20 protein-coding genes are annotated in these 17,292 nt (G+C 73.1%); 5 read left to right on the forward strand and 15 right to left on the reverse strand.

Annotated features, from left to right (window positions below):
* Positions 1-133 precede the first annotated feature (133 nt).
* Positions 134-685, reverse strand: coding sequence for a TerD family protein (locus tag AB0F82_RS00005; protein ID WP_362621953.1), 552 nt, complete (start codon positions 683-685; stop codon positions 134-136).
* 126 nt (positions 686-811) lie between these two features.
* The gene (locus tag AB0F82_RS00010) at positions 812-1,930 is read right to left on the reverse strand and encodes a hypothetical protein (RefSeq protein ID WP_356814961.1); all 1,119 of its coding nucleotides are present in this window, start codon (positions 1,928-1,930) and stop codon (positions 812-814) included.
* 218 nt (positions 1,931-2,148) lie between these two features.
* Here AB0F82_RS00010 and AB0F82_RS00015 point away from each other — a divergent pair, with 218 nt between their 5' ends.
* The gene (locus AB0F82_RS00015; protein ID WP_362621955.1) at positions 2,149-2,961 is read left to right on the forward strand and encodes a glutamate ABC transporter substrate-binding protein; all 813 of its coding nucleotides are present in this window, start codon (positions 2,149-2,151) and stop codon (positions 2,959-2,961) included.
* Between the two features lie 107 nt (positions 2,962-3,068).
* On the opposite strand, the gene AB0F82_RS00020 is transcribed toward AB0F82_RS00015, so the two are convergent.
* Positions 3,069-3,641, reverse strand: a complete 573-nt coding sequence (locus AB0F82_RS00020) for a DJ-1/PfpI family protein (protein ID WP_362621958.1) — start codon at positions 3,639-3,641, stop codon at positions 3,069-3,071.
* 227 nt (positions 3,642-3,868) lie between these two features.
* Between AB0F82_RS00020 and AB0F82_RS00025 the strand changes: the two genes are divergently transcribed.
* Both AB0F82_RS00025 and AB0F82_RS00030 read left to right on the forward strand, forming a co-directional pair.
* Positions 3,869-4,693 carry an endonuclease I family protein gene (locus AB0F82_RS00025; protein WP_362621960.1) on the forward strand — a complete coding sequence of 275 codons (825 nt, stop codon included), beginning with the start codon at positions 3,869-3,871 and terminating at the stop codon, positions 4,691-4,693.
* Between the two features lie 114 nt (positions 4,694-4,807).
* On the forward strand, positions 4,808-5,113 hold the full coding sequence (locus AB0F82_RS00030) for a DUF3040 domain-containing protein (protein ID WP_362621963.1): 306 nt from the start codon (positions 4,808-4,810) through the stop codon (positions 5,111-5,113).
* 69 nt (positions 5,114-5,182) lie between these two features.
* Here the strand turns inward: AB0F82_RS00030 and AB0F82_RS00035 are convergent, their stop codons facing one another.
* The 3 genes from AB0F82_RS00035 to AB0F82_RS00045 form a co-directional block, all read right to left on the reverse strand.
* Positions 5,183-6,802, reverse strand: coding sequence for a beta-N-acetylhexosaminidase (locus AB0F82_RS00035; RefSeq protein WP_362623365.1), 1,620 nt, complete (start codon positions 6,800-6,802; stop codon positions 5,183-5,185).
* Positions 6,803-6,864: 62 nt separating this feature from the next.
* Positions 6,865-7,311 (reverse strand): GlcG/HbpS family heme-binding protein, encoded by a 447-nt coding sequence (locus tag AB0F82_RS00040; protein ID WP_362621966.1) that lies wholly within the window; start codon positions 7,309-7,311, stop codon positions 6,865-6,867.
* Positions 7,312-7,351: 40 nt separating this feature from the next.
* A complete protein-coding gene (locus tag AB0F82_RS00045) occupies positions 7,352-8,599 on the reverse strand; it encodes an MFS transporter (protein ID WP_362621969.1) in 1,248 nt (415 codons plus the stop codon).
* 189 nt (positions 8,600-8,788) lie between these two features.
* Here AB0F82_RS00045 and AB0F82_RS00050 point away from each other — a divergent pair, with 189 nt between their 5' ends.
* Positions 8,789-9,244, forward strand: a complete 456-nt coding sequence (locus tag AB0F82_RS00050) for a MarR family winged helix-turn-helix transcriptional regulator (protein ID WP_362621972.1) — start codon at positions 8,789-8,791, stop codon at positions 9,242-9,244.
* 54 nt (positions 9,245-9,298) lie between these two features.
* Here AB0F82_RS00050 and AB0F82_RS00055 read toward each other — a convergent pair whose 3' ends face one another.
* The 6 genes from AB0F82_RS00055 to AB0F82_RS00080 all read right to left on the reverse strand — a co-directional run bounded on the left by AB0F82_RS00055 (position 9,299) and on the right by AB0F82_RS00080 (position 12,855).
* The gene (locus AB0F82_RS00055) at positions 9,299-9,817 is read right to left on the reverse strand and encodes a hypothetical protein (protein WP_362621974.1); all 519 of its coding nucleotides are present in this window, start codon (positions 9,815-9,817) and stop codon (positions 9,299-9,301) included.
* Positions 9,814-10,497, reverse strand: coding sequence for an RNA polymerase sigma factor (locus tag AB0F82_RS00060; protein ID WP_362621977.1), 684 nt, complete (start codon positions 10,495-10,497; stop codon positions 9,814-9,816). Before AB0F82_RS00060 ends, AB0F82_RS00055 begins: the two co-directional genes overlap by 4 nt.
* 8 nt (positions 10,498-10,505) lie before the next feature.
* A complete protein-coding gene (locus AB0F82_RS00065) occupies positions 10,506-10,976 on the reverse strand; it encodes an LPXTG cell wall anchor domain-containing protein (protein ID WP_362621980.1) in 471 nt (156 codons plus the stop codon).
* 278 nt (positions 10,977-11,254) lie between these two features.
* On the reverse strand, positions 11,255-11,884 hold the full coding sequence (locus AB0F82_RS00070; RefSeq protein ID WP_362621983.1) for a class I SAM-dependent methyltransferase: 630 nt from the start codon (positions 11,882-11,884) through the stop codon (positions 11,255-11,257).
* Positions 11,885-11,931: 47 nt separating this feature from the next.
* Complete coding sequence (locus AB0F82_RS00075; protein ID WP_356814973.1) at positions 11,932-12,306, reverse strand: YbjQ family protein; 375 nt, start codon at positions 12,304-12,306, stop codon at positions 11,932-11,934.
* A 135-nt stretch (positions 12,307-12,441) separates the two neighbouring features.
* Positions 12,442-12,855, reverse strand: a complete 414-nt coding sequence (locus AB0F82_RS00080) for a response regulator (RefSeq protein WP_362621986.1) — start codon at positions 12,853-12,855, stop codon at positions 12,442-12,444.
* Between the two features lie 476 nt (positions 12,856-13,331).
* On the opposite strand from AB0F82_RS00080, the gene AB0F82_RS00085 reads away from it, so the two are divergent.
* Positions 13,332-13,829 carry a hypothetical protein gene (locus AB0F82_RS00085; protein WP_362621989.1) on the forward strand — a complete coding sequence of 166 codons (498 nt, stop codon included), beginning with the start codon at positions 13,332-13,334 and terminating at the stop codon, positions 13,827-13,829.
* Positions 13,830-13,836: 7 nt separating this feature from the next.
* Here AB0F82_RS00085 and AB0F82_RS00090 read toward each other — a convergent pair whose 3' ends face one another.
* Genes AB0F82_RS00090 through AB0F82_RS00100 form a run of 3 tightly spaced genes read right to left on the reverse strand, consistent with a single transcriptional unit; the run spans position 13,837 to position 17,259 of the window.
* Complete coding sequence (locus AB0F82_RS00090) at positions 13,837-14,205, reverse strand: NTP pyrophosphohydrolase (protein ID WP_362621992.1); 369 nt, start codon at positions 14,203-14,205, stop codon at positions 13,837-13,839.
* Between the two features lie 24 nt (positions 14,206-14,229).
* Positions 14,230-16,515, reverse strand: coding sequence for an AAA family ATPase (locus AB0F82_RS00095; protein ID WP_362621995.1), 2,286 nt, complete (start codon positions 16,513-16,515; stop codon positions 14,230-14,232).
* A 57-nt stretch (positions 16,516-16,572) separates the two neighbouring features.
* Entirely contained in the window at positions 16,573-17,259 is a 687-nt protein-coding gene (locus AB0F82_RS00100) for an epimerase (protein ID WP_362621998.1), read from the reverse strand.
* Positions 17,260-17,292: the final 33 nt, after the last annotated feature.

Genomic DNA, 17,292 nt, shown 5'->3' on the forward strand with positions numbered 1-17,292 from the left:
GCACCACGACCGGCCGGCTGGCCGCCACCCTCACCGTCTCGGGCGTCGGCAACACCGACTGGGAGGGGCTGGCACTCGGCACCCGAGTGGCCGCCGCCCGCTCTGAGCGGCTCCGCGGCGATCTCCGCCGCATTCAGCGGACCCCGCCCATGGCCCGGGTGAATTCCTCCGGGTCGGCGTCGAAGCCCTCCAGTCGCACATCGAACGACCAGGCGCCCGAGGCGTCCCGGGTGAACTCGGCGACCGTGGCGGCGGTGGCGGCGGGCACGCCCGCGAAATCGCCCTGGGCGAGGTCGGTGTGACCCTCCCGGATCCGGAAGCCCGTGCCGGCGACATCGGCGAAGGTCTTCGCCCGGCCTTCGCCCCCGCCCGCTCCGGTGCCGGTGTCCTGGATGACCACACCGATCACCACACGGCCCAACTGCGGCCCCATCCTCTGCAGTTCGAGCGTCATCACCTCGTCGAAGCCGAAGCCCTGGCCGGTGTGGCTGTCCCGGTTGAGGTTGATGGTTCCGTCCGGCGACCGGCTGCCGAAGTGCACGAGCTGGACGGGGGTCCCGTGCGGATCAGCGGCCGCGTAGACGGCTGCGACGATGTCGAGGTCGTTCGCGGGAGTGCCGGCCGGGCTGGGGTCCCACCGCAGCGCGACCTCCACCTTCGCCAGTCCTTTGCGTACACCGGTCACCGAACTCCCCCTTCGTTTGCGGGTACTGCCCGCCCATGATCCCACGGGCACCCCGTCTCGGCCCGAACGGCCGTACGTTCCAGGCCAGTCGGGCCGATCCGGTCGCGCCGTCGGCGCCCCCCGCGGCTACCAGTCGCCGTCCTGTACGGGTTTGCCCGGCCTCGGGGCGTTCCCGAGCGGCTTGACCTGGCCGGAGGCGGGCTCCACCCACGGGGCGTGGTCGTCGCCGAGCCACTCCCCCACCGGCTTGACCCCGCTCAGGGCATCGGCCGGCGCCAGGTCGGTGGCCGATTCGTCGTAGTAGTCGAACCAGGGCAGCCCCGCCCTGGTGTAGGCGGCACGGTCGACCGGCGAGGGCGGCGCTTCCTCCCCGGTGATCGCGCGCCACGCGGGCGGGGGCACCAGGTGTACGAAGACCCGCGCGGCCGGCTCCTCGGCCCAGTCGGAGAGCGGGCGCTCGTCCCGGTAGACCTCCTGGTGCATGCTGCCGCCGACGCCGAGCCCCATCGCGGGGGCCGCGGGCGGACCCGACCTGCCGCCGGGAGCCGCCGACCGGGGCGCCGGGGCCCCCGCCGGCGCGGGCGGGGCCATCATCGGGGCGGGGACCGGGCCGCCGAAGCCCGCGCCCATGGGGGCCTGCGCGGCCGGAGCTCCGTACAGCCCCTGGCTCCCGGGCGGTGGCGGGGGCGGCGCCAGTCGCGCCCGCTCGGCCCGGTGCCACTGCGCCAGCGCCTCGCGGCCCAGCTCGAACGCCTGGAGCTGCACGCCGCCGGTGGTCTCCTCCCCGGTGACCTGCCCCTCGACCGTCGCGCCGAGCCCCAGCGGCACGGCGACGAACTGGCGCACCGTCCCGTCCCCGGAGTTGATGCCGTCCAGCCAGGGCTGCCGCGGCAGCACCACGTAGTTCTGCGGGGAGCGCGCCAGCCTGCCGCTCCAGCGCGCGCCGGAGACGGCGCACACCTTGCCGACGCCGACCTGGAGCGCGGCGGGGGTCCGGGTCCCGCCGAAGCTCAGCCACATCGCCTCGCGCAGGTACACGGGCAGCATCACGCCGCCCTTCGCCAGCCACTCCGGCGGGACCGTGTCGGGGTGGTCCTCGACCCGGCGCAGCGGGAATTCCCCCAGCCCCGGCGGCAGCGCGTGCGTTCCCGATTCAGGCAGGCGCAGGGTCCGTATGAACCGGATCTGCACCCCTTCTCCCAAAAGCAGCGCATTTCCATCCACCCGTACCGAACCTGTTCCCACACCCGCCACCTTTCTCCTGGTGAGACCCGGTTTCACCGAAGAAATTACGGTCGAGCCGGATCGTTATCCTCAAGTTTCGCTCAAATGTAGTGACGCTAAGGTCGCCCTCTTCCTAGCTTCCTCGTACACATGTCTCGACGTGTCGTACGTTCCCGCGGTTCCACACGCCCGGCGATCCCGGTGACGCGTCCCGCGTTCCCCCAGGAAAGAGTGCAAGCATGAAGGTTCCCCAGGCCGGTGCGGTCGCCGCAGTGATCGCCCTCGCCCTGACCGCCTCGGGATGCGGTGGTGGAGACGAGGACCAGGGGACCCTGTCCATCGGCATCAAGTTCGACCAGCCCGGCATCGGCATGCGGGAGACCGGCGGCACCTTCACCGGTTTCGATGTGGACGTCGCCACCTACGTGGCCAAGGAACTCGGCTACAAGCCGGACCAGATCGAGTTCAAGCAGGTCCTCAGCAATGACCGCGAGCTGCTGCTGCAGTACAACGAGGTCGAATTCGTCGTCGCGAGCTACTCGATCAACGAGAAGCGCAAGGAGAAGGTCGACTTCGCGGGCCCGTACTTCGTGGCCCACCAGGACCTGCTGACCCGCGCCGAGGACACCTCGATCTCCAAGGCCGAGGACCTCAACTCGAAGACGATGTGCTCGGTGACCGGTTCCACCTCCGCCGAGAACCTCAAGAAGAACCTCGCGCCCAAGGCCGCCCTGCTGGAGCTCGGCAACTACTCGGACTGCATCGTCGCCCTCCGGGAAGGCCGCGTCGACGCGATGACCACCGACAACGCGATCCTGGCCGGGTACGCCGCCCGCAAGGGCAACGAGGGCAAGTTCAAGCTGACGGGCCAGAGCCTCAGCAACGAGAACTACGGCATCGGGGTCAAGAAGGGCGACAAGGAACTCCAGCGCAAGATCAACGACGCGCTGAAGAAGATGGTCCAGGACGGATCCTGGGAAGCGGCCGTGAAGAAGAACTTCGGCTCGAACTACAAGTACGAGCCGGCTCCGGCGATCACCACGGGCAGCTGACGCCCGCCCAGACGCGTGGCGGTGACCCCTGTGCCGGGGTCGCCGCCACCCGTACGTCCGCGCTCCGCGCGGCGCCCGGACGGCCGCGCCGGTCAGGTCAGGTCAGGTCAGGTCAGGCCACGGGGGGCCTTGCCGCGCAGGACCGTCAGGAACTCCCGCATCCAGCGCGAGTGGTCGGGCCACGCCCTGGCCGAGACCAGCGTGCCGTCGACCACCGTCTCGGAGTCCTCGAAGTCGGCGCCCGCGGCCTTCATGTCCAGCTCGAGCGCCGGGTACGCGGTCACCCGGCGGCCGGCCAGGCCCCCGGCGGCGGCGGTGATGAGCGGGCCGTGGCAGATCTGTGCGATCGGCTTGTCGGCTTGTGCGAAGGCGGCCAGGATCCGTCGCACCTCGGGGTCGTTGCGCAGGTACTCGGGCGCCCGGCCGCCCGGGACGACCAGCGCCGCGTAGTCCTCCGTCACCACGTCCGTGAAGGCCAGGTCGGCCGGCCAGGTGTAGCCGGGCTTCTCGGTGTAGGTGTCGAAGCCGTCCTCGAAGTCGTGGACCACGAAGCGCAGTTTTTTCACCTGCGGGGCCGCGATGTGGACCTCGTACCCCTCCTCGCGCAGGCGCTGGTACGGATACAGCACCTCCAGCGACTCGGCCGCGTCGCCGGTCACGATGAGGATCTTCACTGCCATGGCTGCTCCTGACGAGGCTGTCGACAAGGCGGTTCACGATCGGGCGGCCCCGCCGGGGCCATCGCTACCCTGCCCGCGGCGACGGGGGCGCACACCCTGGCTTCCACCTCCCCGACACAAGTTTTTTGCCTGATGGGCACATGACAATGCAATCCTCGCTCTGCCACCTGATCCCCCGCCAATTCCCCGGGCGGGGACGGTGCGTACGGAGAGGTACCCCCCACCCGATGAGAATCTCGCGCCTGACCCCCTGGGCAGCCGGCCTCGCCGCCGTCGCCCTGATCGCCGTACCGGCGGCCGCGTCCGCGGGCCAGCAGGGCACGGCGGCGCCCCGGACCCCCGGGGCCGCCCCCGCCGCGGCCGCGTCGTACGACGCGTACTACGCGCCCGCCGAGGGCAAGACCGGTGCCGCCCTGAAGGCGGCCCTGCACGACATCATCAAGACGCAGTCCAAGGTCAGCTACGACGGGGTGTGGAACGCCCTGAAGGCGACCGACCAGGACCCGGCGAACCCGAACAACGTCATCCTCCTCTACTCCGGCCGCTCGCAGTCCAAGTCGACGAACGGCGGCGGCGCCAACGACTGGAACCGCGAGCACGTCTGGGCCAAGAGCCACGGCGACTTCGGCACGGCCACCGGCCCGGGAACCGACCTGCACCACCTGCGGCCCGAGGACGTCACCGTCAACAGCACCCGCGGCAACAAGGACTTCGACAAGGGCGGCAGCCCCGTCAGCGAGGCACCGGGCAGCCTGACCGACGCCGACTCCTTCGAGCCCCGCGACGCGGTCAAGGGCGACGTGGCCCGCATGCTGCTCTACATGGCCGTCCGCTACCAGGGCGGGGACGGCTTCGCGGACCTGGAGATGAACGACAAGGTGAACAACGGTTCCGCCCCGCTCTTCGGCCGGATCAGCCTGCTGAAGCAGTGGAACCAGATGGACCCGCCGGACGCCTTCGAGCAGCGCCGCAACCAGGTCATATTCGACGTCTACCAGCACAACCGCAACCCGTTCATCGACCACCCGGAGTGGGTCGAGTCCATCTGGTGACGTCGCTCGGCGGCCACGGCGGCCTCCGGGGGTTGACGCGCGTCAGGCCGGGTATTCGCAGCCCACAGGCTGCGGTCCGCGCCCGGCGGCGGCAGCCCGCGGAGGTGCGTCGTAATGGACGGAGCCGGCCTCTCCGATCGCGAGCAGCGCGCCCTCTCCGCGATCGAGGCAGAACTCAAGGGTGACCGCGGCCTCGACCGGATGATGCGGTCTGGGCGCCGGCGGCGCCGCGCCGCCTGGGCCGGGGTGTGGGCCGCGGTGACGACGGCGTTGTTCGTCGCGGCTTCGGTGACCGTGTCCGAGGCGCTGCTCTGGAGCTGTTCCGCCGCCTGGGTCCTGACGGTGGTGACGGCCCTGCCGCCGGCCGTCGAGTGGGCCCACCACCGCCGCCGACGGGTCAGGCCGCGCGCGGAGGCGTGAGCGGACGGGCGTACGCGCTCCGGAGCCGGTCCGGCCCGGGGCCGGTCCGGCCGCTCAGGAGCCGCCCGCTCAAAGCCGGCCGGCGAGGGCCTGGAAGTCCGACCAGGGCAGCTGCGGCGTCCGCGCGTCCCACACCTTCTGGGACAGCGCCGCCAGCGGCAGCCGAATGCCCGCCGCCACCTGGTCCTGGGTCTGTGCGCCGGACAGGTCGGCCCAGACGGCGAGGCGCCCGCCGAGGATCTGGCCGTCGTAGGAGGCCGGAACGGGGGTGGTGCCGCGCAGCACCAGCGGCGTCCACTGTTCGTAGATCCGCCGGCCGGTGGGGTAGGTGAACTGGTTCGGCTCGCCTAGCACGTAGTACAGGTACTCGTCGTTGAGGTTCACCAGCTTGCGGCCCTCGCGCAGGTACTCCAGCGGCGGGCGGGCGCCGATCTCCTTGCCGGTCCAGTACTCGACCTGGATGTCCTTGGCGGCGTCGGTCACCCCGCCGCCGAAGAAGCCGTCGTTCCACGCCTTGAGCGCCTTGCCCGACGGGCGGACCACGCCGGCGCGGTCGTTCAGCCACCCCGTGGCCAGGTCCTGCACACGGGCTGCGGGCCCGTAGCGCTGCTGCGCCGCGCGCGTGAGCTGCGGGAAAGAAGCCTGCGGGTCCCGGACGACCAGGGCCTGGTACTCGTCGGCGCCGAGGTGCCAGGCACCGCCGGGGAAGAGCGGCCGGTACTCCCGCAGCAGGTCGTCGACGAGCTTGGCCGAGGCAGGGTTGGATATGTCCACCGCTCCCTTGACCGCCTTGCCGTTGACGTCGCGCAGTTGCAGATCGGGGTGGGCGCGCAGGACGGCGCCGAGGTGTCCGGGCGAGTCGATCTCCGGGACCACCGTGATGTGCAGCCGGGAGGCGAGCGCCGTGATGTCGCGGACCTGCGCCTTGGTGAGGTGCGGGGTGGAGACGATCTCGGGATGGCTGTCGGACTGGATCCGGAAGGCCTGGTCGTCGGAGAAGTGCAGGCCGAGCTGGTTGAGCTTGAGGTCGGCCATCTCGCGCAGCCGCCCCTTGATCCAGTCGGGCGTGAAGTGCTTGCGCGCTATGTCGAGGTTGAGGCCGCGCTGGGGCTTGGCCGGGCCGTCCCGTACCGTGCCCTCGGGGGCCGAGCCCGCGGCGCGCACGGCCTGCTTGAGGGTGCGGGTGCCGTAGAAGACGCCTGCTTCGTCGGGGCCGTTGATGCGTACGCGGCCGTCCTTGACGGTGAGGGTGTACGACTCGGGTTTGCCCGAGCCCTCCACCGAGAGCTCCACGTCGCCGGCGCGCGGCACCGCCGACTCGCCGTAGGCGAGGCCCAGTTCGCCGGCGAGCAGCCGGGCCTCGTCGGCGAGCGCGGCCGCGTCGTCCTGCGCGACGACCACGCGGGCGCCGGGGGCGGCCTTCCAGCCGGGACCGCGGGCCGGCTCGTGTTCCCGTACGGCCGGGATGGTGCGCGGGGCCGTGGACAGGGCGTAGGTCGGGGACGGGGCCGGCGGGGTGGGGGCGGCGGCCGGGGTGGTCGTCGTACCGGCGGCGCCGGGGGCGGTGGGGCTGGGGGCGCGGATCTCGTCGGACGCTGCCGTGCACCCCGGGAGGGCAAGGGTGACCAGCGCGGCGACACCTGCCGTCGCGATGGCGTGGACCCTCCTGTGCCTCTTCGTCTTCCGCATCATGTACCCGTGTCCCCCGTACCAAAGTGGCACGGGGGACACCGGCGCGCGACCCGGCGGTCTCAGACCAGGGCGTCGAGCGCCGCGGAGGCGAAGGCGTGGTCCTGGTCCGGGGCGCCGCCTCCGACGCCCACGGCGCCGATGAGCCGGCCGTCGCGGTGGACGGGCAGCCCGCCCGCGATGAACAGCAGGGGACGGTCGAGGGCCGTGGGCAGCGTGTGGAAGGGGCCTTCGGGGCGGACCGCGTCGAGGAGGTCGGCGGTGGGCGCGTCGAGCTGGAGGGCCGTGTAGGCCTTGCGGGTGCTGGTCTCGCCGGAGATCAGTACGGCCCGGTCGTCGCGGCGGAAGGCCAGCAGGTGGCCGCCGGCGTCGAGGACGGTGACGCTGACGGTGGCCGCGGCCGCTTCGGCGGCGGACGTGGCGACGGCGACGAGCAGCTCGGCGTCCTCGGTGGTCAGCGGGGCGACGGCGGTGCGGGTGGCGGTGGGGGTGCGGGTGGCGGTGGACATGCCGGTTTCTCCTTGCGCGGGTTCGTACGGGGAAGGGGGATCAGTGGCGGGCGGGTACGGCGGCGGTCGTCCCGGGAGCCGCGGCGGGAGCCGCAGCGGCGGCCGCGACCACCCGGCCGCCGGAGCGGGCCGCGCGTCCGGCCGTACGGCGCTCCAGCGCTCCGGACACGAGGGCCAGCACCAGGGCGGAGGCGGCGAGTGCGGCGCCGACCCAGTTGGGGGCGGTCCAGCCGAGCCCGGCGGCGATCACGAGCCCGCCGAGCCAGGCGGCGAGGGCGTTGCCTAGGTTGAAGGCGCCGATGTTGACGGCGGAGGCCAGGGTGGGCGCTCCGGCGGCCTGGTCGAGGACCCGCTTCTGGAGCGGGGGCACGGTCGCGAAGCCGAGGGCGCCGATCAGTACGACGGTGACGGCGGCGCCCGCCTTGGTGTGGGCGGTGAGGGTGAAGACGGCGAGGGTGACGGCGAGGGCGCCCAGGGACACGTAGAGCATGGGCATGAGGGCGCGGTCGGCGTATCGGCCGCCGATGAGGTTGCCGGCGACCATGCCGAGGCCGAAGAGGACGAGGAGCCAGGTGACGGAGGAGTTCGCGAAGCCGGCGACGTGGGTCATCATCGGCGTGATGTAGGTGATCGCGGCGAAGACGCCGCCGAAGCCGAGCACGGTCATGGCCATCGCGAGCAGCACCTGGACGTTGCGGAAGGCGGCGAGCTCGCGGCGGATGCGCACTCCGCCCTCGGGCCGGGGCAGGTCGGGCACCAGGCGGGCGATGCCGAGCAGGCCGACGACGCCGAGCGCGGCGACGATCACGAAGGTGACGCGCCAGCCGACGGTCTGTCCGACGAGGGTGCCGAGTGGGACGCCGACGACGTTTGCCACGGTCAGGCCGGTGAACATCATGGCGATCGCGCCGGCCTTCTTCTCGGGGGCGACGAGCTCCGCGGCCACGACCGCGCCGATGCCGAAGAAGGCACCGTGGGCGAGCGAGGCGACGACGCGGCCGCTGAGCATCATGCCGAAGGCGGGGGCGAGGGCGGAGAGCACGTTGCCCGCGATGAAGAGGCCCATGAGCAGCATCAGCATGCGCTTGCGGGGGATGCGGGTGCCGAGCACGGTCATGAGGGGGGCGCCGAGGACGACGCCGAGGGCGTAGCCGGTGACCAGGAAGCCCGCGGTGGGGATCGAGACTCCGTAGTCCGAGGCGACCTCGGGGAGCAGGCCCATGATCACGAATTCGGTGGTGCCGATCCCGAAGGCCCCGACGGCGAGGGCGAGAAGTGCGAGAGGCATGGGGAAGTGCCCTTCAGGGAGGTGGTGGTGCGGGTGCGGCCTGCGCTCATCAATGCTGCCGCCGTTTACGTGCGTCCACATTAATTGCAGACGCGGGATATTTGCAAGCGCGGGATATTGCAGTGCTGGCATATCCTGGTGGTCACACGCCCGCACGGCGCGTTCGACGCTTTCGACGGAGGAGAGCCCATGACGGCTACGGACAGCGCGCTCACCGCCCTCTCCCAGGGCTGGTGCGCCCTCTCGCTCCTGCACGGCCGGATCGAGGCGCACATCGAACGGGCCCTGCAGGCCGGCCACGGCCTCAGCGTCCGCGAGTACTCGCTGCTCGACGTCCTCAGCCGCCAGCACGACGGACCGGGCGGACATCTGCGGATGCACCAGGTCGCCGACTCGGTGGTGCTCAGCCAGAGTGCGACGACCCGACTGGTCAGCAGGCTGGAGGACCGCGGCCTGCTCAACCGCTACATCTGCGACACCGACCGCCGGGGCATCTACACCGACGTGAGCGAGTCCGGACTCGCGCTGCTGGCCGCGGCCCGCCCCACGAACGACACCGCCCTGCGGGAGGCCCTGGACGAGGCGGCGGGCAAGCCGGAACTGGCGCCGCTGGTGGTGGCCGTGGAGAACCTCCGCACGGCGTAGGCCGTGCGGACCGGACCGGACCGCATCGGGCAGCCCGGTCCGGTCCGCACCGCCCTACTGCCCGGGCGGCGGCGGGGACGATGTGGTCACCGCGCCGGGCGCGACGGACGAACCGTACGACGGCGTCACCGGTCCCGAGCGCTGCGGAGAGGCCTGAGCCGACGGGCTCAGCGACCGGCCGGGGGCCGGGGACCCCGAGGGGCCCGACGGCGCGGCCCCGCTCGGGGCCGGGCTCGGCCGGCTCGGCGAGGGTGCCGGCGGGGGCCCGGTGGACGGCCCCGGGGCCGTGACCTCCGGCGGAGTGGCGGGCAGCTGTGGGTCCGGCCCCGCGTCCGGGCCGAGGAGCAGGTACCCGATCCCGGCGGCCGCGGCCGCCACCAGACCGGCGAGCGGCAGCGCGAACCGCCGCAGCCTCCCCACCGGCCGCCGGCCCGCCCGCGCGCCCGGCGGGCTCGCCGGACGCAGCCGGCGGACGTCGACGCCGTCCGCGCGCGCGTCGAGCGCCTGGCGCAGCCTGCGCTCCACGGGGCGCTCGCCCGGGTGTTCGCCGGGGCGCTCGCCGACAGGCGTCATATCCGTCCCTCCAGATTCCGTTCCAGCGCGTCCAGGCCGCGGCTCGCGTTGGACTTCACCGCTCCCCGGCTGATCCCCAGGGTGGTCGCGATCTCCGCCTCGCTGAGGTCGGCCCAGTACCGCAGGACGAGGACCTGCCGGCGGCGGGGCGTGAGACGGGCGAGCGCGGCGAGCACCTCGCGGTGCGCCTCGTCCAGGACGACGTGGTCCTCGGCGGACGGTTCGTCGACCGCCGGAGGCGGGGTCCAGGACCGAACGGTGCGCCGGCGGCGCAGGACGGAGCGCGCGGTGTTGACGACCGAGGTGCGCAGGTATCCGAGGGCGTTGTCGACGTCTGCGATCTGCTCGCCGTGGCGCCGGTACAGGGCGGTGAAGGCATCCTGGACCACGTCCTCGGCGGTGGCGAGGTCGTCGACGAGCAGCACCGCCAGCCGGACCATGCTCAGCCGGTGCGCGTGGTAGAGCTCGGTGACGGTGGGCTGCCCGGAGTCGCCGTCGCCCGGGTGGCCGTGCGCGGGCGACGGCCCGGCCTCGTACGCGGTTCCGTATGCCGGACCGTACGACCGGGGGGCGACGCGCGGGGCGGTGGAGCGCTCGCGGCGCAGCAACGACCACAGGCCCCGCCACACCGGGCCGAAACCGGGCGTGAGGGGGCCGACGGGTGGTGCGAGGTGGAGCACGGAGGTCCTCAGCTGTTCGCGCGGCGCCGCACGGCGTAGAGGGCTCCGGCGCCGGCGAGGATCAGACCGGTCGCCCCTGCCCCCATCGCGACGGTCGTCGCCGAGGAGCCAGTATGCGCGAGATCGGCCCCGTCGGGCGCCGCGGCGGGCGCCGCGGCGGGCGCCGAGGGGGACGCGCTGGGCCCGGCCCCGGTCCCCGGGACGCTCGGGGAGGCGCTGGGGGCGGCGCTGGGAGACGCGCCGGCTGCGTCCTTGCCGTTGCGCGGCGGGGTGCTGATCGAGGGAGCAGGCGCGGGGCCGCCCTGGCTGGGCGAGACGCTGGGCGAGGCGCCAGCCGGGACGCTCACCGACGGGGAGGGCGCGGCCGAGCCGCCGCCGGCGGCGTGGGCCGGGCCGGCGAGGGCGACGGCCGTCCCCGCGGCGGCCGCGGCGACCGCCGTGCGGCGGACGGCCAGGGGGACACGCTTCAGGTTCTTCACGGTGGTTCTCCACGGTCGGGTCGGGGACGCGGACTGCGCCCCTTCACCCCCGCACGACGCGCGACCCGCCGGGAGGTTGCCGCGCCACCGGAAAAACTTTCCGACCCGGCGTCGTTCAGCGGGCGTTCCGGGCATGTCCACCGGTTCCCCGCACGGGTGGACGTGTCGTGAAGCCGAGGCCGCCGGGCCACCAGCTGCACCAGGGCCGTCCGGCGCCTGACCGCGAGAGCATCCGCCACGGAGCCTCCGGCGAGGTCCGGCGCGGCCCAGGGGGGCGGTCAGGGGCTGCGGCGGGCGTAACAGAACAGGTGTTCCTCGGGAACCGCCCCGTCGCCGACGGGCCGGAACGTCGCGGCGTGGTGGTGCAGGACCTCCAGGCCCCCGTCGGCGAGCCGGGCCAGGTGGTCCTCCGTGGACAGGCTGCTGACGGTGACCTCGTGTCCCATCCACTCGATGTCCAGGCCCCGGATGTCCCCCGGCACCGTGGCCATCACGAAGTACCCGCCGGGTGCGGTCCAGGACGCCATCCGGTCCAGCGCCGCCGCCACCTCCGGCTGGTCCATGACCAGCAGCGGGAAGAAGGAGCACACCGCGTCGAAGCCGCCGGGCTGCGGCGTGTACGTGCGTACGTCGGCCTGTTCGAAGCGGGCTCCCGGGACCCTGGCGCGGGCCAGGGCGACCATGGCCGCCGAGACGTCGATGCCGGTCACGTCGCAGCCGACCCGGACCAGTGTCTCGGCGGTGGGCCGTCCGGTGCCGCTGCCCACGTCCAGTACGCGGGCTCCCGCGGGCAGCCGGGCGGTGAGCCAGTCGAGGGCCTCGATCTGGCCGGGCACCTGCCCGAACACTTCCTCGTACCGCTCCCCCAGCGCGTCGAACACCTCTGCCGCTGACTTGCGTCGACCCATCGGCCCGCCCCTTCGTCTCCGGAGGGGAACCACCGTACAAGGACGCCTCAGGCGGAGGCGGGGACCAGGACGACGGCCGTCCCGTAGGCGCACACCTCGGTCCCGACGTCGGCCGCGTCGGTGACGTCGAAGCGCATCATCAGCACGGCGTTCGCGCCGCGCGCCTTGGCCTGTTCGATGAGCCGGTCCATCGCCTGGTTGCGGGTCTGGACCAGGGTCTTGGTGAGGCCCTTCAGCTCACCGCCGATCATCGACTTGAGTCCGGCGCCGATCTGGCTGCCCAGATGGCGGGAGCGCACGGTGAGTCCGAAGACCTCGCCGATGACCCGCTCGACCCGGTAGCCGGGGACGTCGTTGGTCGTCACGACGAGCACGCCGCTCTCGTGTGCGCCGGCTCCGCCGCCGTAGTCATCGATACCCATGCGCCCACTCTGGCGCGCCCCGCCCGCCGCCGCATCCGGGAGCCCCGGCGGACAGGGCGTTCGGGCGGCCGGCGCCGTGCGGGGGCGTGACCGGTGAGCCTTGCCGGTCGGCCGTCGGGGCGCCATAGGTGTCGATCAGTCCGCGCAGGGCCCGCGGGCTGAAGGGCATCCCGCCGGCGTGCACGGTGGCGACGGCGGCGCGGAGCCGCTCGGACGGGGTGTCCTTGACGAGGAAGCCGTCGGCGCCGGCCGCAGGGCGTGGAAGACGTACTCGGCGGAGTCGAAGGGGGTCCGGACGAGCACCTTGGGCCCGCCGTCCGTGGTGTCCCCGCCGTCGGCGAGGACCACTTCGGCGGCGGCGATGCCCTCCGTGCCGGGCCTGCGGATGTCCACGAGGACGACGTCGGGTCGGGTCTCGGCGGCGAGCCGCACGGCCTCGTCCCCGGCGGCCGCCTCGCCCGCGACCTCCTGGCCCGGGGCGGCGTTCAGCAGGGCGGTCACGTCTGACCGGATCAGGAACTGGTCATCGACGACGCGTCCGGACGGCATCCGCGTCGTCCCCTCCCGGTCGCGCCGCGGCGACCCGCGGGCGGACGGCGTACACGTTCCGGCCGGCTGCCGCACGCGTGGCGCGGACCCGGACCGCCGCCGTTCGTCCGGTGAAGTGCACGTCAACCCCCTTGTCTACTCCCCTGGTTGTAGGGGACCGCCACCCAACGCGGTAGGCCGGTCTCAACCCTTGGATGGGCGCGGCCGAGGGCGTCGCGCCCGTAGATTGCTGCTCTGTCGGCCGCACGGCCGGCAGCCGGCCCCGTCCCCCCGGGGCCCCGCTGCGCGGCCGTGCCCGTACGGGGGCGGGCACGGCCGCCACACCCCGGTGGACAGATTGGTCATATCGGGCTAAAAGCCGGTGAGTCATCGGGGCTGCGGCTCCCCTCCTGGCCATAGTCGTCCCTGGCAACGTCGGTTGCCATCCCGTGCCGCGCGCCGCGGCCGGTCGGACGTCTTCACAGAGGAGTCGGCTCATGCTGAAGCCCACCAGAACCACCCTCGCTCTCGCCACCGGAAGCCTGGTTCTCGGTCTGGTCGGGGTGGGCGCCGCCGTCGCGGACGAGGGTCCGCGGGAGATCATCGTGGGTGAGGTGCCCGCGTCCGCGCAGCCCGGCGAGTACCCGTACCACAAGTACGCCTTCGGCAAGGTCGTCTCCAAGGGCCCGCTGAAGGTCCGCAGCAAGCCGACCACCGCGTCCCGCGCCGTCGGCCACGTGCAGCCGAACAGCAGGGTCGAGATCGAGTGCAAGAAGTACGGCGAGAACGTCGCCGGCAACCGCATCTGGTACCGCCTGCACGAGGACCGCGACAACTGGGAGAACGGCTCCGGCCGTGAGGACCGCGAGGACCGCGAGGACCGTGAGGACCGCGAGGACCGCCAGGACCCCAACCGCGCGAAGGCGTACGAGAAGGAGCGCTGGGTATCCGCCCGTTACGTCAAGAACCTCTCCGAGGTGAAGTACTGCCGCTGACCCGTGGTCAGTCCACCGGGCGTACGGTGCGCGGTCCCACGCACCGCGCACCGTACGCCCGGACCCGTGCCCGCAGTTCGCGGTCGGCCGTGACCACGACCACCGGGCAGCCGTCCTCCGCACGGGCGGCGGCCAGCTCCACGATCAGGTCGTCACCACTGCCGGGCGCCGCCTCGACCCGTACGCCGGGCACGGACCCGACACCGCGGGCGGCGCCTTCGACGACGAGAACGATCTCCTCGTCGTCCTCCCGGCCGACGACCCGGGCGGCCAGCCTGTCGCGCAGCCGTTCGGCGGCGCCGCGCCGGTCGCGCCACCAGCCGTCCGGCACGGACCCGACGACGTTCGCGGCATCGACGATCAGGACGGTCCTCACCCGGGCACTCCAGACCTCCGCACTCTAGAAGTCGCCGTAGTTGACCTGCCAGGTGGGCAGGCCCATCCGGCGCCAGACCGCGACGACGCGGTCCCGGTCGTCGAGCGACACCCGCACCGCGTACCGGTGGCGGACGTGCGCGTCGAACAGCTCCGCCTTGACCACGTCGTCGCGGCGGGTGTCGCCCGCCGCACGCATCCACAGCTCGTCGTAAGCAACGGCGTGGCGGCGCAGCCACGCCTCGGTCTGCGGCCGGTACTCCTCGCCACGGCCCGACAGCAGGACGATCACGTCGCCGTCCGCGCGCCGGAAGGCGTCCAGCGCGTGCCGTACCGACTCGTTGAGCAGGTCGAGCTCGCAGCGCGTGAAGTCGTACGGCCCCCGGTCGCCGGTGAGCGCGAGCGTGCCGTCGATGTCGCACATCACCGCCGTCGGCAGCGCCGGGTCGGGGACGTACGGCGTCACGGGCGGCGCGGCCACCGCGCCGGAACCGCCGTTCATCCACTGCGTCGTCAGCCGCCAGCCGCCCTTGCGGGCGTTGCGGTGCTTCTCGGCCAGGACGCGGATGATCTCCTCGCCGACCTGGCGCTCACGGGCGGCGTCCCGGCGCAGGCACTCCTCCAGCGGGACGTCGGTGAAGTCGTGCACGACGAAGGTCGCGAGACCGCCGACCGCCGCCTTCAGCCGCTTCGGGATGTGCTTGGTCAGATGGGTGTTGTCGACGACCACGTCGAAGCCGCCGTCGACGGCCGCGCGGATCGCCGCGTCCTGGACCGCCAGCACGGTCTGCTCGTGCGCGAAGCTGCGGCCCCGCGCCGGGTCCGGCAGGTCCAGCATGGCCCGCAGGTCGTCGAGGTTGACCCGGCGCATACGGCCGCCGGCCTCGGCCTGGAGGGCCCGCGCGGCCGTCGTCTTGCCCGAGGCGGGCAGGCCCGTCATGACGTGGACGACGGGCAGCGGGGCCTCCCGCCGCGCGGGGCGGTCGGTCCGGTCCGCCACCGGTGCCGGGATCCGCGGCGCCGCCCCGGGGGTGCGGGCGGGCACGGCGGCGGGCGTCCGCTCCTGCGCGGACGCGGTCCGGTCGTCCTCCTCGGACACGGTCCTGTTCTCCTCGTCGGTGATGTACGGGTCGGCCGCCTCCGGCCGTACCCGGCGCCAGGTCGTGAGCTCGGTCGGCCGACCGTCGAGCCGCATGAACATCGCGGGCCGGACGGTGCGGTCGGGCAGCTGCGCGACCGCCCGGGCGAAGGCACCCCGGTCGGCGGCCAAGTGGGCGAGGCCCGCGTACGCCTCGTCGATCGCGCGCTCGTGGCGGGCGGCGGCCTCCTCCAGGCCGGCGATGACCTCGCGCACCCAGTGGTCGAACTCGTCGGGCACCTGCTCCAGAAGCGCGTCCAGGGGCTTTCCGCCCGAGGCCTCGATGTCGGCGACGGTGCAGTTCAGGCCCTGCGCGAGCTGCTTGGCGGGCAGGCCGGCGAAGCGCTGCACGCCGTGGCCGCGCCAGATGTCCCGCGCGGTCACGCCGGTGAGCACCTTGTGGAGCCGTACGTATTCGGACAGCTTGGCCTTGGCGCGCACGCCGGAGGCGAAACGCAGTACGAAGCCCTCGGCGTCCATGCCGTTCGCGGAGGTCCCGCCGGGCAGGGTGTTGGACTCGGTCAGCGCGAGCAGCTCGTCGAGGGGCATGGCGGGCCACACCGTGACGACGGAGCCGATCCCGTCCCAGTGGGCCGCGGCCTCGGCGAGCGGGACCTCGGTGCCGTCCGGGCCGAAGGCCGCGAGGAGGACGAGGTCGCGACGGTCCCCGTAGTCGACGACGATGCGGTTCTGCGGGTAGAGGATCTCCGCGAGGTAGGTGGTGCCCGGCTGCAGCGCCGCGGTGTCCGCGCCGTCCAGCCGCCGCTGCGCCCAGACGGCCTGGGCGCTGATGAAGGACCCCTTGGAGGCGACCCGCCAGCGGCCCGCGTAGTGGAAGACGATCGCGAGGCTGCCGTCGACCTTGTCGTACACCTCGAACGGCTCGTCGGGGAGGGCCGGGGCGTACGGCTGACCCGACTCGTGCTCGCCGACGTTGAAGAACTTCGGCAGCGGCAGGGCGACGATCGCGCCGGTCTCGTCGTCGGCGACGAGACCGCGGCAGCGCGTGGTGACCTCGTTCCAGACGCGCTCGTACTGGGCCGTCCGCGTGTACGTGTAGATGGACAGCGGCAGCTCGGGGTGCGGTTTGCGGGTCACGTACCCGGCGTCGATCGAGTCGGCCAGCGCCTGGGCGGGCAGCAGGTCATGCAGAGTCAGGGTCTCCTGGCTCATGGGGTCCTCCCGGTTTGAGATGGCTCATTCTCGCCTGCGGGAGGGTGCGCCCGGTAGTCAATTACGCCTGGTCCGGGCGCCTCCCAGGCGGTTGATGTCCGCGGGCCGCAGCACGTGGCCGGGGACCTCGGTACCGGGAGTGGCGACGGCGATCATGGCACGGCCGAAGGCCTCGGAGGTGATGACGAGGTCGGGTGCGAACCGCCGCAGCAGCGGGACCAGCGGCGCGGTGACGGCGTAGAGGACGCGGTAGAGCCGGGTCCTGGACGTTACGCCGCGCACCGGCTGGACGATGCCCGGGCGGAACATGTAGGCACGGAAGGGGAGTTCCAGCAGGTCGTTCTCGGTCCGCCCCTTGACGCGGGCCCACATGGAACGGCCCCGTCCGGTGCTGTCGGTGCCCTCCCCGGAGACGTAGACGAAGGTCATTCCGGGGTTGGCGGCGGCCAGCGGCCGGGCCACGGCGAGGGTCAGGTCGTGGGTGACGCGCCGGTATTCCTCCTCCTTCATGCCGACGGAGGAGACGCCGAGGCAGAAGAAGCAGGCGTCGTACGCGGCCGGGTCGACCCCGGCGGCGGCCAGGTCGGACGGGGCGTCCTGCACCCGCTCGCGCAGCTTGGGGTGGGTGACGCCGAGCGGGCGGCGTCCGATGGCCAGGACGCCGTCGACGGAGTCGTCGCGCAGGCATTCGCGCAGGACGCCCCGGCCGAGCATCCCGGTCGCGCCGAAGAGGATGACGTTCACCCGTGGAAGCGTAGGCCGTGCCGGGCGCCCGCG

The organism is Streptomyces virginiae (genome assembly GCF_040638905.1).
Classification (GTDB): domain Bacteria; phylum Actinomycetota; class Actinomycetes; order Streptomycetales; family Streptomycetaceae; genus Streptomyces; species Streptomyces virginiae_B.

Bases quoted from the DNA above. Each gene is read 5' to 3' on its own strand.
- AB0F82_RS00015 (WP_362621955.1), top strand. From the start codon at position 2,149: ATGAAGGTTCCCCAGGCCGGTGCGGTCGCCGCAGTGATCGCCCTCGCC.
- AB0F82_RS00040 (WP_362621966.1), bottom strand. From the start codon at position 7,311: ATGTCCACCGCCACCCGCACCCCCACCGCCACCCGCACCGCCGTCGCC.
- AB0F82_RS00075 (WP_356814973.1), bottom strand. From the start codon at position 12,306: ATGGGTATCGATGACTACGGCGGCGGAGCCGGCGCACACGAGAGCGGC.
- AB0F82_RS00025 (WP_362621960.1), top strand. From the start codon at position 3,869: ATGAGAATCTCGCGCCTGACCCCCTGGGCAGCCGGCCTCGCCGCCGTC.
- AB0F82_RS00050 (WP_362621972.1), top strand. From the start codon at position 8,789: ATGACGGCTACGGACAGCGCGCTCACCGCCCTCTCCCAGGGCTGGTGC.
- AB0F82_RS00085 (WP_362621989.1), top strand. From the start codon at position 13,332: ATGCTGAAGCCCACCAGAACCACCCTCGCTCTCGCCACCGGAAGCCTG.
- AB0F82_RS00030 (WP_362621963.1), top strand. From the start codon at position 4,808: ATGGACGGAGCCGGCCTCTCCGATCGCGAGCAGCGCGCCCTCTCCGCG.
- AB0F82_RS00080 (WP_362621986.1), bottom strand. From the start codon at position 12,855: ATGCCGTCCGGACGCGTCGTCGATGACCAGTTCCTGATCCGGTCAGAC.
- AB0F82_RS00095 (WP_362621995.1), bottom strand. From the start codon at position 16,515: ATGAGCCAGGAGACCCTGACTCTGCATGACCTGCTGCCCGCCCAGGCG.
- AB0F82_RS00055 (WP_362621974.1), bottom strand. From the start codon at position 9,817: ATGACGCCTGTCGGCGAGCGCCCCGGCGAACACCCGGGCGAGCGCCCC.
- AB0F82_RS00020 (WP_362621958.1), bottom strand. From the start codon at position 3,641: ATGGCAGTGAAGATCCTCATCGTGACCGGCGACGCGGCCGAGTCGCTG.
- AB0F82_RS00045 (WP_362621969.1), bottom strand. From the start codon at position 8,599: ATGCCTCTCGCACTTCTCGCCCTCGCCGTCGGGGCCTTCGGGATCGGC.
- AB0F82_RS00070 (WP_362621983.1), bottom strand. From the start codon at position 11,884: ATGGGTCGACGCAAGTCAGCGGCAGAGGTGTTCGACGCGCTGGGGGAG.
- AB0F82_RS00035 (WP_362623365.1), bottom strand. From the start codon at position 6,802: ATGCGGAAGACGAAGAGGCACAGGAGGGTCCACGCCATCGCGACGGCA.